General features: G+C 41.7%; 17 protein-coding genes. 8 read left to right on the top strand and 9 right to left on the bottom strand.

What is annotated here, in order from left to right:
- The 3 genes from F0249_RS00195 (at position 1) to F0249_RS00185 (ending at position 5,219) form a co-directional block, all read left to right on the top strand.
- On the top strand, positions 1 to 1,470 hold the full coding sequence (locus F0249_RS00195) for a NarK family nitrate/nitrite MFS transporter (protein WP_171755472.1): 1,470 nt from the start codon (positions 1 to 3) through the stop codon (positions 1,468 to 1,470).
- Between the two features lie 81 nt (positions 1,471 to 1,551).
- Positions 1,552 to 3,384 carry a bifunctional protein-serine/threonine kinase/phosphatase gene (locus F0249_RS00190; RefSeq protein ID WP_171755471.1) on the top strand — a complete coding sequence of 611 codons (1,833 nt, stop codon included), beginning with the start codon at positions 1,552 to 1,554 and terminating at the stop codon, positions 3,382 to 3,384.
- Between the two features lie 206 nt (positions 3,385 to 3,590).
- The gene (locus F0249_RS00185; RefSeq protein WP_171755470.1) at positions 3,591 to 5,219 is read left to right on the top strand and encodes an NAD(P)/FAD-dependent oxidoreductase; all 1,629 of its coding nucleotides are present in this window, start codon (positions 3,591 to 3,593) and stop codon (positions 5,217 to 5,219) included.
- Positions 5,220 to 5,336: 117 nt separating this feature from the next.
- Here the strand turns inward: F0249_RS00185 and F0249_RS00180 are convergent, their stop codons facing one another.
- The 4 genes from F0249_RS00180 to arfB all read right to left on the bottom strand — a co-directional run bounded on the left by F0249_RS00180 (position 5,337) and on the right by arfB (position 11,722).
- Entirely contained in the window at positions 5,337 to 8,318 is a 2,982-nt protein-coding gene (locus F0249_RS00180) for a diguanylate cyclase (RefSeq protein ID WP_171755469.1), read from the bottom strand.
- Positions 8,319 to 8,768: 450 nt separating this feature from the next.
- Complete coding sequence (locus tag F0249_RS00175) at positions 8,769 to 9,218, bottom strand: dCMP deaminase family protein (RefSeq protein WP_017053469.1); 450 nt, start codon at positions 9,216 to 9,218, stop codon at positions 8,769 to 8,771.
- A 162-nt stretch (positions 9,219 to 9,380) separates the two neighbouring features.
- The gene (locus F0249_RS00170) at positions 9,381 to 11,147 is read right to left on the bottom strand and encodes a methyl-accepting chemotaxis protein (RefSeq protein WP_171755655.1); all 1,767 of its coding nucleotides are present in this window, start codon (positions 11,145 to 11,147) and stop codon (positions 9,381 to 9,383) included.
- 164 nt (positions 11,148 to 11,311) lie between these two features.
- Positions 11,312 to 11,722, bottom strand: a complete 411-nt coding sequence (arfB, locus tag F0249_RS00165) for an alternative ribosome rescue aminoacyl-tRNA hydrolase ArfB (RefSeq protein ID WP_017053467.1) — start codon at positions 11,720 to 11,722, stop codon at positions 11,312 to 11,314.
- A gap of 86 nt (positions 11,723 to 11,808) precedes the next feature.
- On the opposite strand from arfB, the gene F0249_RS00160 reads away from it, so the two are divergent.
- From F0249_RS00160 to F0249_RS00150, 3 genes are all read left to right on the top strand, one after another.
- Positions 11,809 to 12,420, top strand: coding sequence for a beta-phosphoglucomutase family hydrolase (locus F0249_RS00160; RefSeq protein WP_171755468.1), 612 nt, complete (start codon positions 11,809 to 11,811; stop codon positions 12,418 to 12,420).
- A 73-nt stretch (positions 12,421 to 12,493) separates the two neighbouring features.
- The gene (locus F0249_RS00155; protein WP_171755467.1) at positions 12,494 to 13,369 is read left to right on the top strand and encodes an EamA family transporter; all 876 of its coding nucleotides are present in this window, start codon (positions 12,494 to 12,496) and stop codon (positions 13,367 to 13,369) included.
- Positions 13,370 to 13,479: 110 nt separating this feature from the next.
- The gene (locus F0249_RS00150) at positions 13,480 to 14,037 is read left to right on the top strand and encodes an outer membrane beta-barrel protein (protein ID WP_171755466.1); all 558 of its coding nucleotides are present in this window, start codon (positions 13,480 to 13,482) and stop codon (positions 14,035 to 14,037) included.
- A gap of 126 nt (positions 14,038 to 14,163) precedes the next feature.
- Here F0249_RS00150 and F0249_RS00145 read toward each other — a convergent pair whose 3' ends face one another.
- From F0249_RS00145 to F0249_RS00135, 3 genes are read right to left on the bottom strand one after another with little or no spacing between them, the layout of a single operon-like run.
- A complete protein-coding gene (locus tag F0249_RS00145) occupies positions 14,164 to 15,552 on the bottom strand; it encodes a pilus assembly protein TadG-related protein (protein ID WP_017053464.1) in 1,389 nt (462 codons plus the stop codon).
- 11 nt (positions 15,553 to 15,563) lie between these two features.
- Entirely contained in the window at positions 15,564 to 16,118 is a 555-nt protein-coding gene (locus F0249_RS00140) for a TadE/TadG family type IV pilus assembly protein (RefSeq protein WP_017053463.1), read from the bottom strand.
- 8 nt (positions 16,119 to 16,126) lie between these two features.
- Positions 16,127 to 16,570 carry a TadE/TadG family type IV pilus assembly protein gene (locus F0249_RS00135; RefSeq protein WP_040887258.1) on the bottom strand — a complete coding sequence of 148 codons (444 nt, stop codon included), beginning with the start codon at positions 16,568 to 16,570 and terminating at the stop codon, positions 16,127 to 16,129.
- A gap of 733 nt (positions 16,571 to 17,303) precedes the next feature.
- On the opposite strand from F0249_RS00135, the gene F0249_RS00130 reads away from it, so the two are divergent.
- Positions 17,304 to 18,191, top strand: coding sequence for a DMT family transporter (locus F0249_RS00130; RefSeq protein ID WP_171755465.1), 888 nt, complete (start codon positions 17,304 to 17,306; stop codon positions 18,189 to 18,191).
- A gap of 79 nt (positions 18,192 to 18,270) precedes the next feature.
- On the opposite strand, the gene F0249_RS00125 is transcribed toward F0249_RS00130, so the two are convergent.
- On the bottom strand, positions 18,271 to 18,636 hold the full coding sequence (locus F0249_RS00125) for a hypothetical protein (RefSeq protein WP_017053460.1): 366 nt from the start codon (positions 18,634 to 18,636) through the stop codon (positions 18,271 to 18,273).
- A 545-nt stretch (positions 18,637 to 19,181) separates the two neighbouring features.
- Between F0249_RS00125 and F0249_RS00120 the strand changes: the two genes are divergently transcribed.
- On the top strand, positions 19,182 to 21,167 hold the full coding sequence (locus F0249_RS00120; RefSeq protein ID WP_171755464.1) for a GGDEF domain-containing protein: 1,986 nt from the start codon (positions 19,182 to 19,184) through the stop codon (positions 21,165 to 21,167).
- Between the two features lie 122 nt (positions 21,168 to 21,289).
- Here the strand turns inward: F0249_RS00120 and F0249_RS00115 are convergent, their stop codons facing one another.
- The gene (locus F0249_RS00115) at positions 21,290 to 22,570 is read right to left on the bottom strand and encodes a DEAD/DEAH box helicase (protein WP_171755463.1); all 1,281 of its coding nucleotides are present in this window, start codon (positions 22,568 to 22,570) and stop codon (positions 21,290 to 21,292) included.
- Between the last annotated feature and the right edge of the window lie 54 nt (positions 22,571 to 22,624).

Here is a 22,624-nt window from a genome sequence, read left to right as displayed (position 1 = left end):
ATGGAAAGTACAACATTTTCGCTGATGAAGTTCACTGGCAAGATGAAAATATTACATTTGAGTTGGATGGCATTTTTTATCACTTTTGTCGTGTGGTTTAACTTTGCTCCGCTACTGCAAATGGTAAAAACGTCACTTGGGTTGAGTAATGAGGAGATCAAAACTTTACTGATTTTGAACGTCGCCCTCACGATTCCAGCACGAGTCGTGGTAGGGATGCTCACCGATAAGTATGGCCCTAGGCTGGTGTATTCCACGTTGTTGGCCGTCTGCTCGATTCCTTGTTTTATGTTCGCTTTGGCCGACTCCTTCATTCAAGCGGCGATTGCTCGTTTTCTATTAGGATTTATAGGTGCCGGCTTTGTGATAGGAATTCGTCTGGTTTCGGAGTGGTTCCCTCATCATGAATTAGGGACGGCAGAAGGCATATATGGAGGCTGGGGTAATTTTGGTTCGGCGGCGGCGGCATTTACTCTGCCAACGGTAGCATTGATCTTTGGTGGGGAAGAAGGGTGGCGTTATGCCATTGGAATTACAGGTTTAATGAGCTTAGTATTCTCGTACGTTTTCTACGCCAATGTTACTGATACCCCAAAAGGATCGACCTACTTCAGACCTAAATATTTAACGGCGATGGAAGTGACATCAAAAGGGGACTTTTTCTTCTTATTAGTGATGAAAATTCCTATGTATGCTGCTCTTGCCCTGTTGGCGTGGAAGTTGTCACCAAGTGGGATTGGAATGATATCAGCGGTGGTTGTGGATTCTATCTACATTGGATTAATCGCCTTGTATTGCTACGAAGTTTCTCAGGTTTGGAAAGTAAATAAGTCGATATTCACTACGCCCGTATCTGAAGCTCATCAGTATAAATTTAAGCAAGTGGCCGTATTGAACATCCTTTATTTTGCAACGTTTGGTTCTGAATTGGCTGTTGTATCCATGCTTCCTCTGTTCTTTCTCGATACCTTTGAATTAACCCCTGTTATGGCTGGTATGGTTGCCTCTGCATACGCTTTTATGAACCTGATGTCTCGCCCTGGTGGAGGTTGGATTTCGGATAAGTTTGGCCGAAAACCGACACTATTGATCCTCACTGCTGGATTGGCAGTAGGTTATTTCTTGATGGGGCAAGTTAACAGCGAATGGCCATTGTGGTTGGCCGTTGTTGCGGCAATGGCATGTTCGTTTTTTGTTCAAGCAGGAGAAGGGGCGGTATTTGCAACGGTTCCACTGATTAAGCGCCGTATGACCGGACAAATCGCAGGTATGACCGGAGCCTACGGAAATGTAGGGGCGGTAGTCTATCTCACGGTTCTCTCTTTTGTGGATTATCAAACCTTCTTCTTTGTGATAGCCGGAACCGCGGTTGTGGGGTTTGCGACCCTAATGCTCATGGAAGAGCCTAGTGGCCAAATTGCCGAGGTCAATGAAGATGGAAGCGTAACCTTGATTAACGTTTCGCATTAATGGTGGCGGCAAAAGCTCTGTGTTTAGGGCTTTCGCTTTTTCAACTGAAAAGTGATGGCAAAGCATTTGGAGAGATAATCAATGGACGGTTTATTGCCAGACTCAAATCGTACACTCTTGCTCACTTATGGTGGATGCTCGCTGCAAGGTCGTAGAGATGAGAATCAAGATGCTTTTTTGGTTAAGTATCCAAGCAGTAGAACTGAGCTCGATTTTAAAGGCAGCATTGCTTGTATTGCTGATGGTGTGAGTTGTAGCGAGCAAGGGCAGAAAGCTAGCCATACTAGCGTGATGCAATTTTCGAATGATTACTATGCGACGCCAGATAGTTGGAGTGTGAAGCGATCGGTAACGAAAGTATTAACAGCGCTCAATACATGGCTTTTTACTCAAAGTGAGCGCGACCATAGCCATGATCATAGCCGACTTATTCAATCAAACAAATTGAGCAGAACCAGCCAAAGCACGCTGAACGGTGAACCAAACTCGAACTTACCACATAACGGATTGGTGACAACGTTCAGTTCTATTGTGTTCAAGTCGAATACCGCGCATATATTCCATGTCGGGGATAGCCGAATCTATAGGTTCAGGGGAGGAGAACTCACGCTATTAACTCGTGATCACCAGCGCATGAGCTTTGGAACTTCGGGGTATCTAACGCGAGCGTTGGGCATCGATAATAGGCTTGACGTGGATTACCAATCCCTCAGCTTAGAGGTCGGTGATCTTTTCCTTCTGACCACTGATGGTGTGCATGACTACCTACCTCAAGATCAAATAGCAGCACGGCTTGAAAAAGGAGATCACAACCCAGAAAAAACGGCTCAAACCTTATGCCAAGAAGCGCTCAATTCAAATAGCCAAGATAATGCGACGAGTCTGATTGTCAGCGTAACTGAACTCCCAATGAAGTCGGCCCTCGATATACATAAAAAGACGCTTGATTGTGCGATTCCCCCAGCGTTGAAAGTGAATAACACCATCGATGGTTTCAAGGTGGTCAATATTTTGAATGAGAGCAGTCGAAGCTATGTGTACGAGGTCATCGAGAAGGGAACTGGTGAGCGGTTTATTCTTAAAGCTCTGCCTCCTAGCTATATTGATGATCAAGCCGCATTAACGAATTTTAGCCACGAGTATTGGATTGGGTCGCAAATGAATAGTGAACGAATCATGCGTGTCTATCCTAAGCCAGAAGGCTCTAAATTTATCTATCATCTTTATGAGCAAATTGATGGGGTCACCCTAAGACAATGGATTTATGATAACCCAATGCCCTCCATTCAGTCTGTGCGGTTGATTCTGGCTGAAATCGTCAAAGCGGTTCGAGTCATGCAAAGGTTAGACATGGTGCATCGTGATCTAAAGCCTGAGAACATCATGATCACCGAAAATGGTCGCATTAAATTAATCGATTTTGGTAGCGCTAGAGTCATGGGTTTAACCGAAGCTATGGGGTTATGTTCCGATGAATTTCCTCTAGGTGCCGCAAACTATATTGCGCCAGAGTATTTGGCGGGTGAAGAGGTGACTACCGTTAGCGACCTATTTTCAGTGGCGGTGATCGGTTATGAAATGTTAACAGGCACTTTGCCGTATAAAGAAATAAATACCCAGTCTATTTCTCATGCTCGGCATCAAAAATGGCATTATCGATCTGCTAGGACAGTGCGAGATGACATCCCTTTATGGCTCGATTTAACGTTCAAAAAAGCGTGCCATCCATCCACCCAGCAACGTTATCAGGTGATGAGTGAGTTTATTGCGGATCTCTCAATTCCGAACGCTCAGTTAATCAAAGAAATGAAGAAGAGCCCATTAACGACAACTAATCCAGTGATACTTTGGAAAAGCGCGGCCCTGGTATGTTTTGTTATAGCGGTTGTGGAATGGCTATTACTCGTTGGATAATTTTTGATATGGATATGAACTTGGTACGGAGAGTGCGGGGGATAAATGACTAATCTGGTCGATCTTTTCGATGGGTAATTAGAGATAAATATACGGAAAATCTTAAGCAGTCATCCCATTAGTTTTAACGTGACAATGTTATTACATTTTTGAGATAGATCACGTAAACTACGCGCTTATTTTTTCGTCCAATTATCAGGTGAATTATGATTCGTCTCAACCAAGTAAAATTACCGCTGGATCACAGTGAAAATGCACTACAAGATTATGTATTAAAAGCATTATCTTTAACTGAACAACAACTGGTTGATATCCATGTATTCAAACGTGGTTATGATGCACGAAAAAAGAACCAAATTACGCTGATCTACACGCTAGATGTTACTTTGCAAAATGTGGATGAAGACAAACTGTTAGAAGGGTTTGCTGAAGATCCAAATGTACGTGTCTCTCCAGATACAGAATACAAATACGTTGCGAATGCACCAGCGAACTTGACTGAGCGTCCAATCGTGATTGGTATGGGACCATGTGGATTATTTGTGGCACTAATTTTAGCGCAAATGGGTTTCAAACCGATTGTATTAGAACGCGGAAAATCAGTACATGAACGCGCAAAAGATACATTCCGTTTTTGGCGTACTAGCAAACTGAATACAGAGTCTAACGTTCAGTTTGGTGAAGGCGGTGCGGGTACATTCTCTGACGGTAAGTTATACAGCCAAGTGAAAGATCCAGGCTTTTTAGGCTTAAAAGTGAAGCAAGAGTTCGTACTTGCGGGTGCTCCTTCTGAAATTATCTATGTAAGCAAACCACATATTGGTACTTACAAGTTAGTGACTATGGTTGAGAAAATGCGCCGTAAAATCATCGAACTTGGTGGTGAAATTCGTTTTGAAACTCGTGTGGAAGAGATCAACATCGAAGGTTCGGGTGATGCAAGAAAAGTAACTGGCGTGACTTTAAACGGTGGCGAAGTGATAAGCAGTAACCATGTTGTGGCTGCCATCGGTCACAGTGCTCGTGATACTTTCCAAATGCTGCACGACAAAGAAGTTCACTTAGAAGCGCAATCTTTCTCGATCGGTTTTCGTATTGAACATAAGCAAGAGATGATTGATCAAGCTCGCTTTGGTAAAAACGCAGGTCACCCATTGTTAGGCGCGGCAGACTATAAACTTGTTCACCACTGTAAAAATGGTCGTTCAGTATATAGCTTCTGTATGTGTCCGGGCGGTGTAGTTGTTGCTGCGACCTCTGAAGAGCATGCGGTTGTAACTAATGGCATGAGCCAATATTCACGTAGTGAACGTAATGCGAACAGTGCGATTGTGGTGGGTGTTTCTCCTGAAGATTTTGATAACGATCCACTACAAGGTGTAGCACTACAGCGTAAACTTGAGCGAAACGCTTACATCATGGGTGGCAGTAACTACGATGCACCTGCACAAATGGTGGGTGATTTCTTAGCTGCGGGTAAAGGTAAACCTTTTGAAGCGGTGGAGCCATCTTACAAGCCAAACGTGAAAATGACCGATCTAACGGATTCATTACCAGATTTTGCAATTGAAGCTATTCGTGAAGCATTGCCTGCATTCGCTAAGAAAATTCGTGGGTTCGACAGTAAAGATGCAATGCTGACTGGAGTAGAAACACGTACTTCATCTCCAGTGCAGATCAAACGAGGCAAAGATTTCCAAAGTATTAATACTCAAGGTCTTTATCCTGGTGGTGAAGGTGCTGGTTACGCTGGTGGTATTTTATCCGCTGGCATTGACGGTATTAAGATTGCAGAAGCTGTGGCTCTAGATATGTTGAAAGGTGTAGAAGCTTAAGACCTTAATAGAGGCTTAAGATAACAATCGAAGCCAAAAAACAGCCGATAATATCAATGATGATAGTATCGACCTGCATCAAAGGGATCCTTGTCTAGGATCCCTTTTTAATGGATTTTAAACATGACTGGTGATTTGCTCTTGTGGTTCTTCACACACGTATATCCCGTCGCGACCTGAGTGTTTTACCTGAAACAGAGCGTCGTCTGCGATACGTAGTAAATCTTCAAAATCGTGACTGGTCGAGGCGTTTACAATGCCAATACTGATGGTCGTAGAGAGTTTATCTGCTACTGTTGAGTAGTCTAAATGCTTAATTAACTGGTTGAGTTGTTGGCAAAAATCGTAAACCTCTGAAGGTTTCCAACCAATCGTGCCAATGACAAACTCTTCGCCGCCCCAACGAGCAATGAAACAATCTTCCTGTATATATGGTTTGAGAGATTGACCAATTTTTCTTAACACTTCATCGCCTATGATGTGGCCGAAGTTGTCATTAATCCTTTTAAAGTGATCGATATCGAGCATCACGATAGAGAAGTTCTTTTCGATGCTATTAGTTTCGATGCTATTAGTTTTGATGTTATTAGCTTTGGTGCTAGGTGATTCGATACCACTTGGGTCGATTGTATTTCTAATCCAGTCATCAAATGCACGGCGATTAGGTAAGGTCGTTAGTTGATCCTCTTCTGCCTGTTTCTTAAATGCAGTCGCTTGCACTTGTAGCGCTTTTGTTTTTTGCTCTATTTCATAGGTGAGTCTCATTTCAGATTTCTGTAATAGGCTAACACGCCATTGGAATGAGAGAGCAATCATAAGAATAAACCCGGCAAAAATAGATAATTGAATACTCGCTCTTTGCCACCAGTGAGGCAGGATAGTAAATGAATAACTGGCTTCGTTTAGCATACTTTGGTGGTAGGAATAGTAGGCGTTGACAACAAACCTGTACTCGCCCGGAGCTAAGTTTGTATACTCAGATATTCCTTGGGAGCCACGTTCTATCCAATCAGAATCGAGCCCTTCGAGTTTTGTTTTGTAGCGAATATGCTGAGATGATTGAAAACCTAGTCCAACAAAGTTAAAGACGACTCTCTGTGTACCTGCTGGCAAGATAGAGGCTTTTTCATCTGATAGATCAAGTTCATGTTGATCACTGATGACGCTTTCGATAACCGTTGGAAACGTAGGCGTAACTAACTGCTTGAATCGTTGTGGGTGAGTCACTGTCACGCCAAGCGCAGAAGCAAACCAAAGTTGACCAGAAGAGTCGATCGTAGCTGCTGGGTTTGAGCCACCATTGAGCTGCGCACTTGCCATACCATCTAGTTCGTTGTAATGCTCAAATGTTAGTGTCTCAGCCGTTCCATCCGCGATTGCGTTGGCATCATGTTGGGATATTCGCCAAATTCCTCGATTTGACGTTAACCAAAAATAATCGTTGGAGTCAGCGAGAACTTGGAAGAGTTTATCGATGGGCAGTCCGTGTCTTTTACCGACTAAGCTTAAATCTTTATCAGAGAATCGATAGCGAATTAAACCACGATCTGTTGTCATCCACATTTGGTTTTCTTCTGCATAGAAACCGAAAACGTATTGGGCTTTATCAAGAGGGTCGAGGTCTAAAGTAGCGACGATGTTATTCTCGATAATGGCGACTCCAACCCCAGTACCAACCCATACTCGACCAAGAGTATCGGTGGATAATGCCATGATATAGTTGTCAGGTAGACCATCTTGAGTAGTAAATAGTTTATAGCTTCCATCAGGTGAGTATTTAACTAGCCCTGCTGTAGTTCCTACCCATAGTTCGTCTTCTGAAGTTTCCAGAACGGAACGGATCTGTTTCGTCGGTAAAGAAGGTAAGAAGTGAGGTTGTAATATTCCTTGATCAAAGAGATATAGACCTTTTGAGTAAGTCCCTACCCAAGCTCCACCTGCTGATCTTGACGCTAGGCTCAGTACTGATAGTTGTTTTTGAGCAGTTTGGCTGCTTGAATTAGGACTGTATTTGGTAACTTTGTCACCTTCAACCACGCTGAGGCCATTGCTCGTTCCCGCAATGATTTTACCAGAACCGTTTGCGAGTACGGTACGAACGTAATTGCCAGATAACCCCTTGGACTGATCCCAGGTGTTAAATGGAGCTTTCCGCAAACGAGTTAACCCACCGTTTGTCCCAATCCAAATGGACTTCTCACGATCCTGATAAAGTGAAAGAACATGGTTATGGGATAAACCTTGTTGTTCAGAAAAAGACGATATTTGCTGGTTGAAGTAGTGAAAAACGCCCTGGCTGCGAGTACCAAACCACAGCTCTTTTTGCTCGTCGATCATGACTTTAGTTACGATCGAACGATTCAATGCTTCATGTATTCGGGAAAGACGGCCATCTTTATATTGCCATGCGCCATTTTTTCCGCCCAAGATAATAGTACCTTGATCATCTTCAACCGCTGAGTAAACGGTGGTATTACCGAGCCCACTAGACTCACTGACATTTTCGACGGCCTTGCCAGAGATGATATACAACCCGCGACTTGTTGAGGCTAGCAGATCCCCATTTTTACGAAAGGACAGTTGGTAAACGGTGAGGTTAGGAAGGATGAGTTGATTATCAGCATTAGCCTCTGCTCTGAAAATAAGTCCTTCAGAACTAAGACCAATCCATATTCCACCGTCGGGTTGTTTAATGACGGCGTTGATTAGATTTTTAATAGTTGGTAGTGAAGACCAGTGATAAGCCTCTCGATAGACGAGCCCTCCACGAGCGCCTCCTGCCAATAATCCTCCAGACGTATCTGAATATAATGCTCGTACGCCAGAATCGACTAATCCACTTTCAGAACCGCGGGTGAAATGCTTGAACTCTTGTCCGTTAAATCGAGCGATGCCTTCCCATGTGGCAAACCATAAATAGCCATCATCAGTCTGAGTGATTGCGTTGATACTGTTATGGGGTAATCCATCTCGACTTGTCCAATTTTCGTATTGGTACTCATCAAGAATCATCGCGGATGAAGAAAACACACTGCCGAGAGAAAACGCGACAAACATCATCATCGAAAGAGTGCGAGCAGTCAGTAAACGAATAAGCATATAATCTATCAATGTATTAATTCTCTAATCCCACAGAATAGAGTAATGCTTATAGTCACTCAATTATTGGTGCTCTTTTTTTTTATAAAATAGTAATAAGGTGAAGTAGCACACTGTTTTGGTGTGTTACTGATGAGTAGTCTCATTTATAAGAAAGTCAATAAACGTTATGCTGTCCAATGTGTGACTCTGGTTCAATCCTTGGTTGCAACATCGTAGTTTTCTAATGGGCTATTGAGTGTGAGTGATTGGATGTTAATGATGCAAATTATTCGTCAATAAAGAAGTTCGTCTTTGAAATGCTTAAATGGTCGCGCGGTCAGACATGCATAGGTAGGGTGAATAAATACCGGAAAGTAATTAGACAAAAATAAAGCCTGCCACAAATAGGCAGGCTCTAAAAAATAGGGTTAAATATCGGTGTATGCGGTCACCGCTTTAATTGTTCGGTTACTCTTCACTCAGTTCACTGATGGGTAGCCAAATAACTTTCACTCCGGACTGCAGAAACATATCTTGGCTAATCTTGATTTTATCACCCCAGCGAGATAGAAAGTCTTCTGACTGCTCAGGACAATAAACTGCAGTAATGCCTGTTTGAATGATTTTCGCCGCGCAGTTTGGGCATGGAAAGTGCGTTACCCATATATCACACATGTCTAAATCACGTTTAGCAAAAAGGATGGCATTCTCTTCTGCGTGTAGTGTTTTCAGCAATTTCATTTCACGATCGTCTGTTTCAGCACTGTCTGAAATGCCATGAGGGTATCCATTAAAGCCGACAGAGACGATACGATTGTGTTTTGTGATCACAGCGCCCACTTGTGTTGATGGATCTTTACTCCATGAACCAACGAGTTCAGCCATCTGAAAAAAACGTTTTGCCCATTTCGATATCATTGTGTTTGCCTTTATTGTTGCGTGAATACGCTTCTAACTTATTGAATCATCATACATCAAAGTTAGACTATTCTCAGCTTTGACCCAAATAATTCTGTCACATGATATTGAATGAGTTGGGCAAAGTTCAATTTTGGCTGATTAATATAAATAGGCCTTCGATCACTTATGTGTTTTGAAGACCGCGACGGCATTATCCATCTCCGTTGCTTGAGATGACACCGTGTTTACCTCGGTGAGACACTGCTGGGCAGAGTGCATGTTGTTATCTGAGATAGTGTTGAGCTCTGTAATGGATTCGCTCACTTGATTCATCACAATCCCTTGCTCTTCAATCGCAGAGGCAATACGTTCAGAGTTGGCTTGTATCGAGCCCATATCATTGATGATTTGTTGCAAACTATTGTCTAATTGCTCTGACGCGGCGAGGGTTTCGTGACCTTGGGTATTGCATTGTTCGATATCAGCAACAACTGTCGACATCTGACTCTGAATTGCAGAGACCACATTGGTTATCTCTTCCGTTGATTGATGAGTTCGGCTGGCCAACGCTCGCACTTCATCAGCTACCACAGCAAATCCACGCCCTTGTTCGCCCGCTCGTGCGGCTTCAATCGCGGCATTTAAGGCTAATAGGTTAGTTTGCTCTGCAATTTCTTGGATGATGTGAACCGCTCCACCGATTTTATCGACATGACTATTGAGTGAACCGATGGATTGTTGACTGCTCGATAGTGTTGAAGAGAGTTGCCCAATGTTCGTAACGGTTGATTCAACCACTACTCGTCCATTTTCGGCATTACCTGCTGCCTGTTGTACCCCTTCTACGGCGATCGTTGTACTTTCTGAAATCTCATTGATGGTTGCGACCATCTCTTGCACTGCCGTTGCCATGGTTGTGGTGTGATCGGCTTGAACATTGAATTGCTCAATGACCTCTGCTAGTTGGACTTGCATGTTATTCGTGCTGCTGGTCAATTGGTGAGATTTTTCTTGAGAGCCAGAGACCAGGTCCTCGATCTTGTTGAGTAGGGTATTGAAGTGAAGTCCGACTGAAACCAATTCATCTTTTCCTTTTAAATCGGCTCTCATTCCAATGTCGTTGGTTTCAGATATACGTCGAATAACCAATAGTAACCGTTGAACCTGGGTATTAATCGAGCGAGATATTTGCCAGATAAATAGGATGATAATGAGTAAGACTGAACCGCTAATGATATTTTTTATGGTGTTAAGAGAGTTGGTTTGAGAGTTAGATTCAGTCGTTAACGCTTTCGAAAACGCTTTAAATTGCTCCTCAACAGCATGTGAGAGTGCACGAGTGTCTCCAAGTAAACCTGTATTGTATTTTAGGCCGACCACTATTTTTTGAGCGATTAATTGTTGTGCGTTTTTACGTAGCTGCGCTGAGTTAATACCAACTAGGAAAGAGCCATCGAACTCTCCGTGCAGTACCTTAGTATTAAAATGGATCAGATTTAGCAATTGATCTCCAGTTGCTTGGCTCTCTACACTTTCTAGTTCTTGTGAAAATTGACCAAGTAGGCCCGTATCTTCCTGTAATCCAAGAACTGTTTGTGCATGGACTAACTTTTCAAATCCTGCTTGGTATTTGAGAATATCTTGGCGTAATTGACTACTCGAAGGGAGGTTTTGCTGAGTTAAAATTGAGGTGAGATCGTCTTCCAAACTCAGGAATGTATTAATATTCTTTGAAAACTTATCGAGGTATTTGAGATCGTGTCGAAGTAAAAAATCTTTTTCATTTCGCCTTAAGTTGAGTAAGCGAATTTCTAGCTTATCAACAAGCTTAGCGGCTTGGGTTAACTCATTGGAAGTCCGAACGAAACTGTTGGTTGCAAAAAGTAAGGAAAGAACGCCTAAAATAGCGATAACACCTAACAGGTATAGCTTTTGCTTTATACTCATCATACTTCCTTGTTTTTATAAATTTATATCTAATGCATTACACTCATAGGTCTTTCCATACAGTAAGACTAATTGAGTTTATTATTATTAATGTTACAAATTTATGACAAACAAAAGTCACAATAATGAAACTTGCAACTAACAGTATGATAAATAAGAAAAAGCTAAATTAACTTTCCTCTTAATTTTTTCGTTGCGCCTTTTTGTGCTTTTTTATCGAGTCGCTTCCGTTGTGAAGATCGAGTTGGTTTGGTTTCACGTCGGTTTTTTTGAACGGTGGTTGCAGAGATGACTAATGCTTTTAAGCGAGCTAGGGCATCGTCACGATTTTGTTCTTGTGTTCTATATTGCTGCGCTTTAATGATGATGACACCTTCTTTAGTGATGCGTTGATCTTTTAAAGCTAACAACCTCTGTTTGTAAAAATCAGGAAGCGTTGAATGGTGGATATCAAACCTAAGATGGATGGCGCTCGACACTTTATTGACATTTTGTCCGCCAGCACCTTGGGCTCGTATCGCTGTGAGTTGGATTTCCCAGCTTTGAATTGTGACGGCGTTAGATATTTGAAGCATAGATAGAGAGGGCCTTAGTAAAAATCCCATACATTCTACTTAATCTTCGCTAAGGTAGTACAACTTTGTTTTTAATAGGTGTAAATATGAGTATTGATCTTAGTAGTTATCAAGGTTTGATCTTTGATATGGATGGCACACTCATTGATACTATGCCTGCGCACCTTGATGCGTGGGAGAAAACAGCCAATCAGTTTGAATTTCCATTTGATATGGATTGGTTGCATAGCCTAGGGGGAATGCCCAGCTTTAAAATTATCGGACAAGTGAACCAAAAGTATGGTCTGAATTTAGATGCTAAGCAGGTTTCTAAATTCAAAATGCAGAGTTTTGCTGCCTTGGAGCATCATGGTGAAGTGATTGAATGTACATACCAGATATTATTAGACAATCTTGGTAAGAAAAAGCTAGCGGTAGGAACGGGAAGTCAAAGAGAAAGCGCGACTCGTTTACTCAAAAAAGCACAGCTGTTAGATAGGTTAGACGCCATGGTTTCCGCTACTGATGTCGACAATCATAAGCCCGCGCCTGATACTTTCTTGCAAGCAGCAAAAGAGTTAGCGCTAGGATCGACACAATGCGTGGTCTTTGAGGATACTCATCTTGGCAAAATGGCCGCGCATGCCGCAGGAATGGATTGTTACTTAGTGGTGGATGGACGCTTAGAGTTTCATCCGGTTTCACAAGCGACAGACTAAGTTATTAGGGAATTTTCGACTCAAATCGGCACAATTCATAGATAAGGGTGAATGGTGTTTACTAAGGATTATCGTGACCTGGATATTTTTTACGTTATTAGCCGCATTTAGCCAGTCTTGGCGCAATGCCTTTCAAAGTCAGCTCAGTAAAGAGATGAATGTGATTGGTGTGACGCTATCGCGATTCTTGTGGGCAAGCCCGCTTGCCGCTTTTTATTTAGTGTGCCTATATTGGTTTGAGCCGGTTGCATTGCCCTATCTTAATATCAGCTCGTATCTATTTATCTTTGGTGCATCAGTGATGCAAATTTTAGCGACTGCGCTAATGGTGGTTCTATTCAAACAGAAGAATTTTGCCATTGGCGCTGGTCTTGCAAAAAGTGAAGCGCCAGTTGCGGCAATTTTAGGCGTATTATTTTTTGGGACGTCTCTTTCGATGTTTGGTTGGGCGGGTGTTATCGTTGGGGGCATAGCCGTGTTTATGCTTAGTTGCTCGAATGGTATACGTACTATTTCATTGAAAACGGCACTTATAGGCTTAGCATGCAGTACCTCTTTTGCGTTGACCTCTTTATGGATTAGAGAGGCAAGCCTCACTCTTGATTTGCCTTTTCCTCATCGTGCTGCTTGGGTCCTATTCTTCGTTATCTCCTTTCAAACTCTGATCTTATTAGCTTATATGCTGTTAAAAGATAGACGAACCTTAAGTTTAATGTTCATTAAGTCTAAACTCGTCATCATGACCAGTGTTGCTAGCTTTGTTGGCTCATTAGGCTGGTTTAGCGCAATGTCACTTCAAACGGTTCCATTAGTGAAAACATTGGGGCAGGTTGAAGTCTTTTTCACCATGCTGATTTCATTCTTCTGGCTGAAAGAGGGCATTCGCAGAAAAGACATGCTCGCACTGGTTTTAATCGCTATTGCCGCTATTTTGGTTATGTGGCAGTAGCTTACGTGAAAGTAATATTGTAAATGGGTGTTATCCACTCACTTGCTAGTATATACTCCTTGCCTTTGTTGCATATGTAAGATTATGTATTACTTACTGGAAAAAATAAAATGAATAAATGTCTTCCACTATTGCTTTTAGCGGGTATGAGCTGTGCTGTACAAGCACAAGATCCTACAGAAACTGAACATAAAATTGGTATTAAATACAGCCGTTTGGACCAAACTGCCAGTGCAAGTGGGATCTCGGGTAGCGCGGATGATAAAGGTAACGTATATGGTATTGAGTACACTGCTCTTCGCCCAATATCTGATGAAGAAACGAATAAAGTTAAGTTTGGTGTGAACGTTGCCTTTGATATTACCACGCTTGACTATGATACTAGCATGGAGGCGGATCTTAGTATGATCACGCTAGCACCTGTTATTTCATATTCGCTAATCGATGAAATCGACATTTATGCAAAAGGTGGTTTTGTGTCTTGGGATGCTGATCTTCCAGGTGCAACTTCTTTGAGTGGTATTGATTTTATCTACGGATTGGGCATTACTTACCAGTCACCTAATGGTGCTTATTCCGGTCTCGAACTAACGCAGTTTGAAGGCCAAGATGATGGTATTACACTAGAAAATACAATGGCATCAATTAAAGTCGGCTTTAAGTTTTAAGCCTCAGCTTTAAGATCAACGTATGACTATTGAATGAAGTTGATTCGTATTGAAATTGAATCGACTTTATTCAATATTGCTTAGGCATTGTCGATGATCACGCCCACCGGATCATTAACAGATGACCTACATAGTTAGCCTAATAATTACATCCAGCATTTCATCAAAGCATGGCCCTAGAGCTCCTTCATCGACCGCATGACAATAAACACCTTGTAACTGATCAGAGTGAAAATCGCTACTTAAATCCGGATCATTTAAGAGTGCAGGAGAGTTTGCCATTCGCAATAATAGATCTTCCCCGAATTCACTATCTGGCCCTGATGAAGATGTGAGTGACGACCCTAAACCGAGTGTAAATACATAAATGTCTTCATTTCGAGCTGCGGTTGCCATGTCTTCAACTAGATTCCTAGCAACACGATTTACTCGTTGATACAGATTATTCGCAGAGTGAGCATAGCGGTTGTATTGGCTTACAGGTCGTACTGGATGATCCGGGTTTAGGATGTTGAATTCAGTTGCGGTTGAATCATGGGCGGTATAGTAATCAGGTAGTTCAACCAAGTGGTCATCAATATTACTCCCTTCGTAGCCATTTCCAGATAGCTTAGTTGCAATCGAATCGTGTTTCCACAAGCCCCTAGGAGTCCCTCTCGACCCATCACTAGAGCGAATCGATCCTATGTAGTCATTTCCATCGGTAAGAGAAAATTGCGAGGCAAAAGTATTAGGCGCACCATCGGTGAAGAAGACAATGACTTTAAGGTTTGCAGGATTGGAAACATTACGTAGTTCATTCAGTGCTGCATAGAATCCCTCGGATGCGTTGGTGTATTGTGCATTAGAACTACTGCCGAAATTAAACGCATCAATTTGGGTTTGTATGCTTGTACGGTTATGACCACGAGCGGCAGTAAAAGGAACAGGGACTTCAGCACCAAAAGCAAATTTTACCAGCGAAATTCGATCAAAAGACTCATGAAAATTTTCCACAAATGATTTGGAGCGGTCGACAACATCTTGGGTGACATCTCCGATGCTGCCGAGCCTCAATGATGTTGTGTTATCAATAACAAGCACTAAATCTACAGGACGACGAATGACCTGAGCCACTGCCGTTGGTTTAAATGAATTAAATCCGATAAAAGATAAAAATGCATTCGAGATCTCTGATGACGCGTCTACATCAATGGATATATTACCGAAAGTGTCATAGGCATAACTTACCCCATCAAATCGGGATGTTGCACCATAGAAGTCGGGTGGCATGTTAGCGGTAAAATATTTGTTTGCTGCGGTTGTTCCTGCTTGCTCCCCATTTGCGACGGCCCTAGCTGCGGCAATACTGGCAGCATCGACAGCCGCGAGCAGTTTTGACCTCACCACATAGGCTTTACCTGTATCGATCGCCAGACCGACGATAAGCAATATAAAAGGTAAAGAAATGACGGTTAAAATAGCGACAAGTCCTTTGCTATAGCGCTTATTAGTTGTTTTTTTTCGGTTAATCATCGCACCAAGTCCTACATATAAGTGACATCACTAAGTGTGAAATTAGCATCTAATACCAGATTAAAGAGGGGAGTGTAATCGTAGAAAACCTCCACCACATAAACCGATTCTCCATCATCTAAATTTAACGAAAAGTTATTAAGCGTAGGAGGATTGGCTTGAGAAATATCACAAGCCCCATCCGCTTCCCAATCGCCGCAATTACTCCAAATATCACTACTTTTATTAAAACCAGCTTGATTCCATTTATACTGACTGCTGACATAGGGTAATTCATTCTGCTTGCCTGTTACTGATGTTATATAAATTGCTCCATCACTACTTAAATCTAATGGACCAGCGGTGATGGCAATGGTATCCATTATTTTTTGAGGTGTTTCGGTACTACTTCTAGATACGATGTTGCCACCTTCACGGCTGATACTGATGATAATGTGATCGGCTTGGATTATTTGAGTGAGTTCGACCGCTCCTGCAATTAATAAAATAAACACAGGTGTCACTAGAGTCATTTCAATGGCTGCAAATCCAGTTTGTTTTTGTGGATACTTTGGTAATGTCATCATATATACACCTAAAATGCTTCATTTTTCATAGCGGCGCTAACGGTGAATTTGTATTTTCCGTCATCGAGGAAAGGATAGATATAGGGGCTGGTTGTAGGCCACTCACAATCCAAATGAATGGCAATAATCTCTCCGGAACTTCCAAACCCAGTGACTGCATTGCCAGAAGTATCTTCGACTCTAATATCATCCACATTCATTACTTTCGATAAGAGGCCATCGGATGATGTGGATATTTTCTGCAAGATAGCCGCTTCTCGATTACCTAGAAGATCAGGGTCTAGATTGGATTGCCCTGTCACGGCATATCGCGCCCCTTCCCTTACAGAATGTTGCATGGTGAGCTTTACGTAGCCATAGATACCTAAATCAATCACTGTAAAAATAAGTAAGAAGAAAAAGCTAGCAACAATTGAGAATTCAACGATGGCAAGTCCACGGCTTCTTTTCATTGCTCGATAGGTACCGCATTTCCCGAAGTGATGATTCACTTGTGCAGTGCCTCTTATTTGTGTTTCTTTAGGTCTATTTAAATTGTATTCAACCATGATGTAAGCGCTTCTTATTGTATTTGTAATGATGAGGTTGCTTTATTTTATGACATTGCCCTGACATTCTTTAATAATGGTATAGGTGATATAGAAACCCATATCAATATTTCATATTCTAAGTGTGAATTAAATATAATTTGAAGTTTACGAGAAGGTTTTGCAATTTATGTATCTATCTTTATGTATTTAAATGTAAAAAATAAATATACTAATATTGGACTTTAATACTAGTATTTAAATTTACGGTAAACTTTAGTTTTAGAAAGTAACGTTAATTGCTTTTATGCTTGAATGAATTTTTCTGTAAGGGATTGTTTATAATAACGATTAATCTAGAGCCACTGTTTTAGCCAGGTTCTCATTATTTGTTTCTGTTTTAATGTGTTATTTAATAGCTATAATGTACAAAGTCTCAAAATCGAGACGATTTTAGAGCACCGAAATCATGGTCAATAGATAGGTTTTTGAGTTTATTTATGATGTTTTTATTCGTTAGCTCAGCATTAAAAGTAGCCACATGATGATTTGATTCTTAGTTAAGTGCATGGTGAGCCCAGATAAGTATTGTATTCGTTGCTCATTAATACTAACTTACAATATCTTAACAAATACATGTTTTATGGTATCTGAACTTATGAATCTCTCTAATATGTTTCGCCTAATAACGCTCGCTGCTATTTGGGGGGCGTCTTTTCTCTTTATGCGTATTGCTGCTCCATCAATGGGAGCGGCTGTTTTGATTGAGGTTCGAGTTGCGCTCGCGGCGATATGTTTATTCTTGATTTCGCTGTATCTGAAGCGAAAGTTAGCGTTCAGAAAATACTATAAGCACTTTTTCATTATTGGTTTATTTAATACAGCGGCGCCTTTTTTGCTCTTTGCCTATGCCGCTCAGACACTGAACGCTTCAACACTCTCTATTTTGAATTCAACAGCAGCGATCTGGGGGGCCATCATTGGTGTGTTATGGCGAAAAGATGCATTAACTAGAAATAAGTCAATGGGCTTAGTTATGGGGATTGTAGGTTGTGCAATTTTAGTTGGCTGGGATGCGGTGAAAATTGGCGAAGGCGCGATGCTTCCTATCGCTGCGGGCGTAATGGCAGCGTGTTGCTATGGTATCGCAACTAACTACGCTAAGAATGCACCTTCCGTTCCGGCTTTTAACAATGCGCATGGAAGCATGTGGGCAGCGGTCATCATTGTTCTGCCGTTACTCCCACTTTTCCCAACACAAGCGCCACTGACCACTGATACATTAATTGCCGTTACTATGCTGGGTGTTATGTGTACTGGGCTTGCTTATTTGCTCTATTTTCGATTGATTACCGAGGTTGGGCCTGCTTCCGCATTATCGGTGACCTTTATTATTCCAGTGTTTGGTATTTTATGGGGGAACTTATTCTTAGGCGAAACGATAGGCTTCAATACCATTATTGGAACCGTTTTTGTTGTTGGAGGAACAATGTTGGTAACCGGTTTTTCACTCTCTAGCTTGAAGGCTTCAAGAGCGAAGGTTTAGTGCTTTTAAGGTTTAGTGCTTTAAGGTTTAGTGCATTATAGACGTGTGCACTAAACCCGATGAATTCAAAATTGGAGAGTTATTTCATTTCTGAAATGACGGAAGGATCATTCAGCAAGTTAAATAGCATACTTTTTGCCGCTGATCGTTGCGCATCAGATAGCGCTTTTGTTGGGTTTTCTCTCGATTGTGTGAGCAGCTTTTTAATGAACGAACTATTTGTGCCAGATAACTCATATACAAATCGTAGCGTGTCTAATAGTTCATCTTGAACCAAGCTATACACTGCCATCTCGCAGCTAAGGTTATCCATTGCAAGTAGGTTGTTCACGACGACTTTACGTTCTGCGTTAAACTTTTCTTTTGCTTCGAAAGCATCAATCAACGTTTGTATTCTGTCGACGATTGCTACAGGTACTTCCATTGTTTTAGTTTCATGAATCATAGTTGATTTTCCTGTTTTAGCTGGAATTTTATCTCTAAGGTAAGTTTACGCTTTAACGGATATTTCAGCATTAACTTTAGCGTTAAAGCTATTGTGTTAAAACCATCGCGTCATAAACCATTGCGCCATAAACCACAGCGTCAAAGCCTTGGAATCGGCTTGATGTGAGTTAAATTTCCATTTTTAACGTTGAGCAATAAATGATAAGGAGATCTGGTCGTCGGGTCACCCTATATTTTCATTTCTTTGCTGAATACTGTGAGGTTAGTGTTATATAGGAAGCATCTACTCGTACTCACTTGTACACAACGACATTGCAGTATTAGGTGATACGTATCTCGTGGATAATTCGGTGTATGAATAGTTGAAAGCTGAACACATACCTCTTGCATTGTTAAACGTTGATATTTTTATCTCTAAGTGAAAAAAATTGTACAGTGCCTTAGTTTGTTTACAAAAGACTCAAGATAAATTGAGACAAAGGATTGACTAAAAATTGATAAGCAATCAAGATCTTATGTAAATTACCCCCAAAAAAATAATTTATGCCCAAACCTCGAAAATTTAAAACACTCGCTTTTTACTTGATCTCGTCACTTTTGCTCTCCGTGTCCTTGTACGCGCAAGCCAATGGACCATTACCTATTCCTCTCTTTTTTGCGGATAAAATTACCGCACAAGATGAAGCCATATTTTCCATTTATCAGTTAGCCGATAGCGAACCAGAAGTCGCCCGGAAAATGCTGTCCCAAATTTCATTAGCGAGCATTGAGGAAAAGGATAACCTTAAGCAAGCTCTATATTATTTGACTCTATTTCGTTTGGAAGGCGCGCTTGGTTCTACCGATATGTGGCAAGAGGATAAATATTCAGGGGACCATGTCGCCAGGCTAGACTCTTTAGGTGAGCGATTAGATCAAGCATGGATGCAGGGTGAGGCTGAATTGGAGAGGATCATTGAATTCATTGAGATCGGATATTATGACGAAGCATTACGACGAGTAGAAACCGTCATCGAGATTGCCAAACAAGCAGAATATTGGCATTTGTTGGCAAGAGCCACGAAATGGCGAGCAAATCTATATGTTGAGTTATCTGACTATCCAAAAGCGATGGAGGATTACCGAACTGCGCTGGATATTTTTACTCAACAAAAAGACATACTTCAACAGGCTAGAGTACTGTCCAATATTTCCACCGTTTACTTTCGCTTAGAGGAGTGGGGGCAAGCGGATAAATACAGTCGTCGGGCCTTTTCGTTGGTTGAACACTCGCATTTTAATAACCCTAGCGTTAAAGTGATGCTGCATATCAATGCCGGGATTATTGCTAAAAGTTTGGATAATAAGGAGTTGGAGTCCGAGCATTTTCGCGCTGCGGTTAAGTTATCGACAGAAAAAGGCTCTCGTTATTCCCAAATTTATGCGCTTGCTAACTTGGTAACGTTACTGATTCAGGAAAATCAAATAGATGAAGCGATAGTAAGTGCTCATCGATGTTTGACTCTAGCAGAGGAAGTATCAGATAGAGCGGGGCTCATGTATTGCAATGAAGCGGTGGCAGAAACGTATTTGAAGCAGAAGAGATTTGATGAAGCCTTAGCGCTAGCGGAAAAAGTGTTCGCACAATTTGACGCCGCCAATAATCGCATAAAAGCAATATCAATGAAGGCATTTATTGCCAAAATTCATGAAGATAAGTCTGATTATAAAGAGGCTTTAGTGTTGTATAAGGAGTATGCGAATGAACGGAATGACTATCTATTCGACGAACGACGCAAAGAGTTATTTGCTCTTCAAGAAAACTATGAGGCTAAGTATAAAGAAAACGAAATAGAGCTATTAAAGTATGAAAATGCACTAAATTCGGCTCGCCTGTCACAGCAGAAAATGCTCGATAAATTGTGGGTGTCAGTGTTACTTATATTCTGTTTGGTGATTTATATTCTTTTCCGTCGTTATATCTCCGTGTCCAAAACAAATTTCCGTCTTCGTCGATCTAATGAAACACTGACGTCTCAATCATTAGAAGATCCTTTAACTGGCCTGCATAACCGTCGATATTTGGAGCAATGGTTGGAAAAGGCTGCACAAAATAACCAGCTAGCGGCTTATGATCTTGTTGTGTTAGTGGCCGATGTGGATCATTTTAAGAAAGTGAATGATATTTACGGTCATGATGTTGGCGATGTTGTGTTGACAGAAGTGGCTCGTCGCTTAAATGAAAATGCGCGTAGTGATAATGACTTGCTGGTTAGATGGGGCGGTGAGGAGTTCGTTCTGGTGTTAGCGGTATCTCCAGAGTCTGATGTTGAGTTGGTACTCAATCGCCTGCGTGAATCGATTTCAGTCACTCCTATCATATGTGCGAATCATGAGTTAACCGTAACCATTTCGATTGGTGCATTTGGAAAGATTAAATATGGTGAAATACGTAAACGGTGGAATGAGATACTCTCAAAATCTGATGAGGCGTTGTACGACGCGAAATTATCGGGTCGTAACCGTGTCAAATTAGTTACGGATAATTAATGTTCAACGTTGCAGGTTATTTAGGGTAGGCATTTAAGGCTAGATGGGTTGGCGCTAACCACCTAACCTTAAACGACGGTTTCTATCTAAAATCGTCGTTTACTGTGCACTAGTATTAATTGCTACAACCAGTAGTCTGAGTTTCCAGCTGCATTTTTCTTGCGCTTCTTTTTGCCAGTGCCTGCTGGCTTTGCCATTGGCTTACTGGCCGCTAGATAGGCTTCAGCCGCTGCTTCATCGACTTCAAATCCTTCAACTTGTTCACGGTCAAGTCTGATTTTGTTCTTCTTCTCGATGATCTTGAAGTGATGGTAATCTTCATAATCGATAAGTGAGAGCGCTAAACCTACTTCACCAGCACGACCGCTTCGGCCAATACGGTGCATATAGTCTGATGGGCTTCTTGGCAAGTCAAAATTGATGACAACAGGTAGCTTTTCAATATCAAGACCACGAGCGGCGATATCTGTTGCGATTAATACGTCAATCTCGCCGGCTTTAAACGCTTCAAGTACACGAGTACGAGCGCCTTGGCCTTTATCGCCATGAAATACTTCCGCAATAATGCCACGCTTATGAAGCTTATCCGCTAAGTGCTCACAACTGTTCTTTGCGTTAACAAAAATCAACGCTTGTCGCCATTGATGTTGATGAATTAAATGAGCAAGTAGAGCTGTTTTCTCACCTTTGTTCACAGTAAATACGCGTTGCACTAACGTGCTGGCATCGGTACTTTGTAACTGTACTTCTACTGGGTCGATCAATAACTCTTGAGTCAGTGTTTGAACTTGTTCAGGGAACGTTGCAGAGAAAAGTAGCGTCTGTTTCTGTTTCGGTAGTAAACCTAACAGTGCAGATAATTCTTCCGTAAAGCCGAGGCTCAACATGCGGTCTGCTTCATCTAACACTAAGGTTTTTACTTTATCGAGCTTAATGGCATTGCTTGAGATTAAATCGAGCAATCGACCAGGGGTTGCAACGAGAATATCGGTGCCACCACGCAGTGCGAGCATTTGTGTATTTGCTGATACGCCACCGAATACCGCAACCGTCTTAACCGCTCCGTTGAAGTGCGTAGCATAAGACTTGATGCTGTCTGATACTTGCTTGGCTAATTCACGTGTTGGAACCAAAATAAGCCCAGTAACATAGTTTCCTTTACCGCTTGGCTTTTCAGATTGCTTCTGCGTGAAAACGTACTCTAACAAAGGAAGCGCAAAAGCGGCGGTTTTACCTGAACCAGTATTCGCACCAGCGATCAAGTCACGACCTGCTAAAACGCTAGGAATGACCTGTGCTTGAATCGGTGTAGGTTGTTGATATTCAAGTTCAGTTAGACGAGCTAACAGAGGTTGAATTAACCCAAGTTCTGCAAAGTTGGCTGGTGTTGTGGTTGTTGTCATCAGTATAAAAGGCTCAAAGCTAAGATAATGGGCAGCATTTTAGCTTATTTGGGC

The sequence above is a fragment of the Vibrio sp. 03-59-1 genome (genome assembly GCF_013114135.1).
Classification (GTDB): domain Bacteria; phylum Pseudomonadota; class Gammaproteobacteria; order Enterobacterales; family Vibrionaceae; genus Vibrio; species Vibrio cortegadensis.
The sequence above is the reverse complement of the archived record's forward strand: the minus strand, read 5'-3'. Positions and strand labels throughout refer to the sequence as shown.

What these genes read in the sequence shown, in the direction of transcription:
- F0249_RS00160 (WP_171755468.1), top strand. Translation starts at nt 11,809, where the DNA reads ATGAGTATTGATCTTAGTAGTTATCAAGGTTTGATCTTTGATATGGAT.
- arfB (WP_017053467.1), bottom strand. Translation starts at nt 11,722, where the DNA reads ATGCTTCAAATATCTAACGCCGTCACAATTCAAAGCTGGGAAATCCAA.
- F0249_RS00120 (WP_171755464.1), top strand. Translation starts at nt 19,182, where the DNA reads ATGCCCAAACCTCGAAAATTTAAAACACTCGCTTTTTACTTGATCTCG.
- F0249_RS00150 (WP_171755466.1), top strand. Translation starts at nt 13,480, where the DNA reads ATGAATAAATGTCTTCCACTATTGCTTTTAGCGGGTATGAGCTGTGCT.
- F0249_RS00130 (WP_171755465.1), top strand. Translation starts at nt 17,304, where the DNA reads ATGAATCTCTCTAATATGTTTCGCCTAATAACGCTCGCTGCTATTTGG.
- F0249_RS00140 (WP_017053463.1), bottom strand. Translation starts at nt 16,118, where the DNA reads ATGATGACATTACCAAAGTATCCACAAAAACAAACTGGATTTGCAGCC.
- F0249_RS00145 (WP_017053464.1), bottom strand. Translation starts at nt 15,552, where the DNA reads ATGATTAACCGAAAAAAAACAACTAATAAGCGCTATAGCAAAGGACTT.
- F0249_RS00125 (WP_017053460.1), bottom strand. Translation starts at nt 18,636, where the DNA reads ATGATTCATGAAACTAAAACAATGGAAGTACCTGTAGCAATCGTCGAC.
- F0249_RS00135 (WP_040887258.1), bottom strand. Translation starts at nt 16,570, where the DNA reads ATGAAAAGAAGCCGTGGACTTGCCATCGTTGAATTCTCAATTGTTGCT.
- F0249_RS00170 (WP_171755655.1), bottom strand. Translation starts at nt 11,147, where the DNA reads ATGAGTATAAAGCAAAAGCTATACCTGTTAGGTGTTATCGCTATTTTA.
- F0249_RS00185 (WP_171755470.1), top strand. Translation starts at nt 3,591, where the DNA reads ATGATTCGTCTCAACCAAGTAAAATTACCGCTGGATCACAGTGAAAAT.
- F0249_RS00190 (WP_171755471.1), top strand. Translation starts at nt 1,552, where the DNA reads ATGGACGGTTTATTGCCAGACTCAAATCGTACACTCTTGCTCACTTAT.
- F0249_RS00175 (WP_017053469.1), bottom strand. Translation starts at nt 9,218, where the DNA reads ATGATATCGAAATGGGCAAAACGTTTTTTTCAGATGGCTGAACTCGTT.
- F0249_RS00115 (WP_171755463.1), bottom strand. Translation starts at nt 22,570, where the DNA reads ATGACAACAACCACAACACCAGCCAACTTTGCAGAACTTGGGTTAATT.
- F0249_RS00195 (WP_171755472.1), top strand. Translation starts at nt 1, where the DNA reads ATGGAAAGTACAACATTTTCGCTGATGAAGTTCACTGGCAAGATGAAA.
- F0249_RS00180 (WP_171755469.1), bottom strand. Translation starts at nt 8,318, where the DNA reads ATGCTTATTCGTTTACTGACTGCTCGCACTCTTTCGATGATGATGTTT.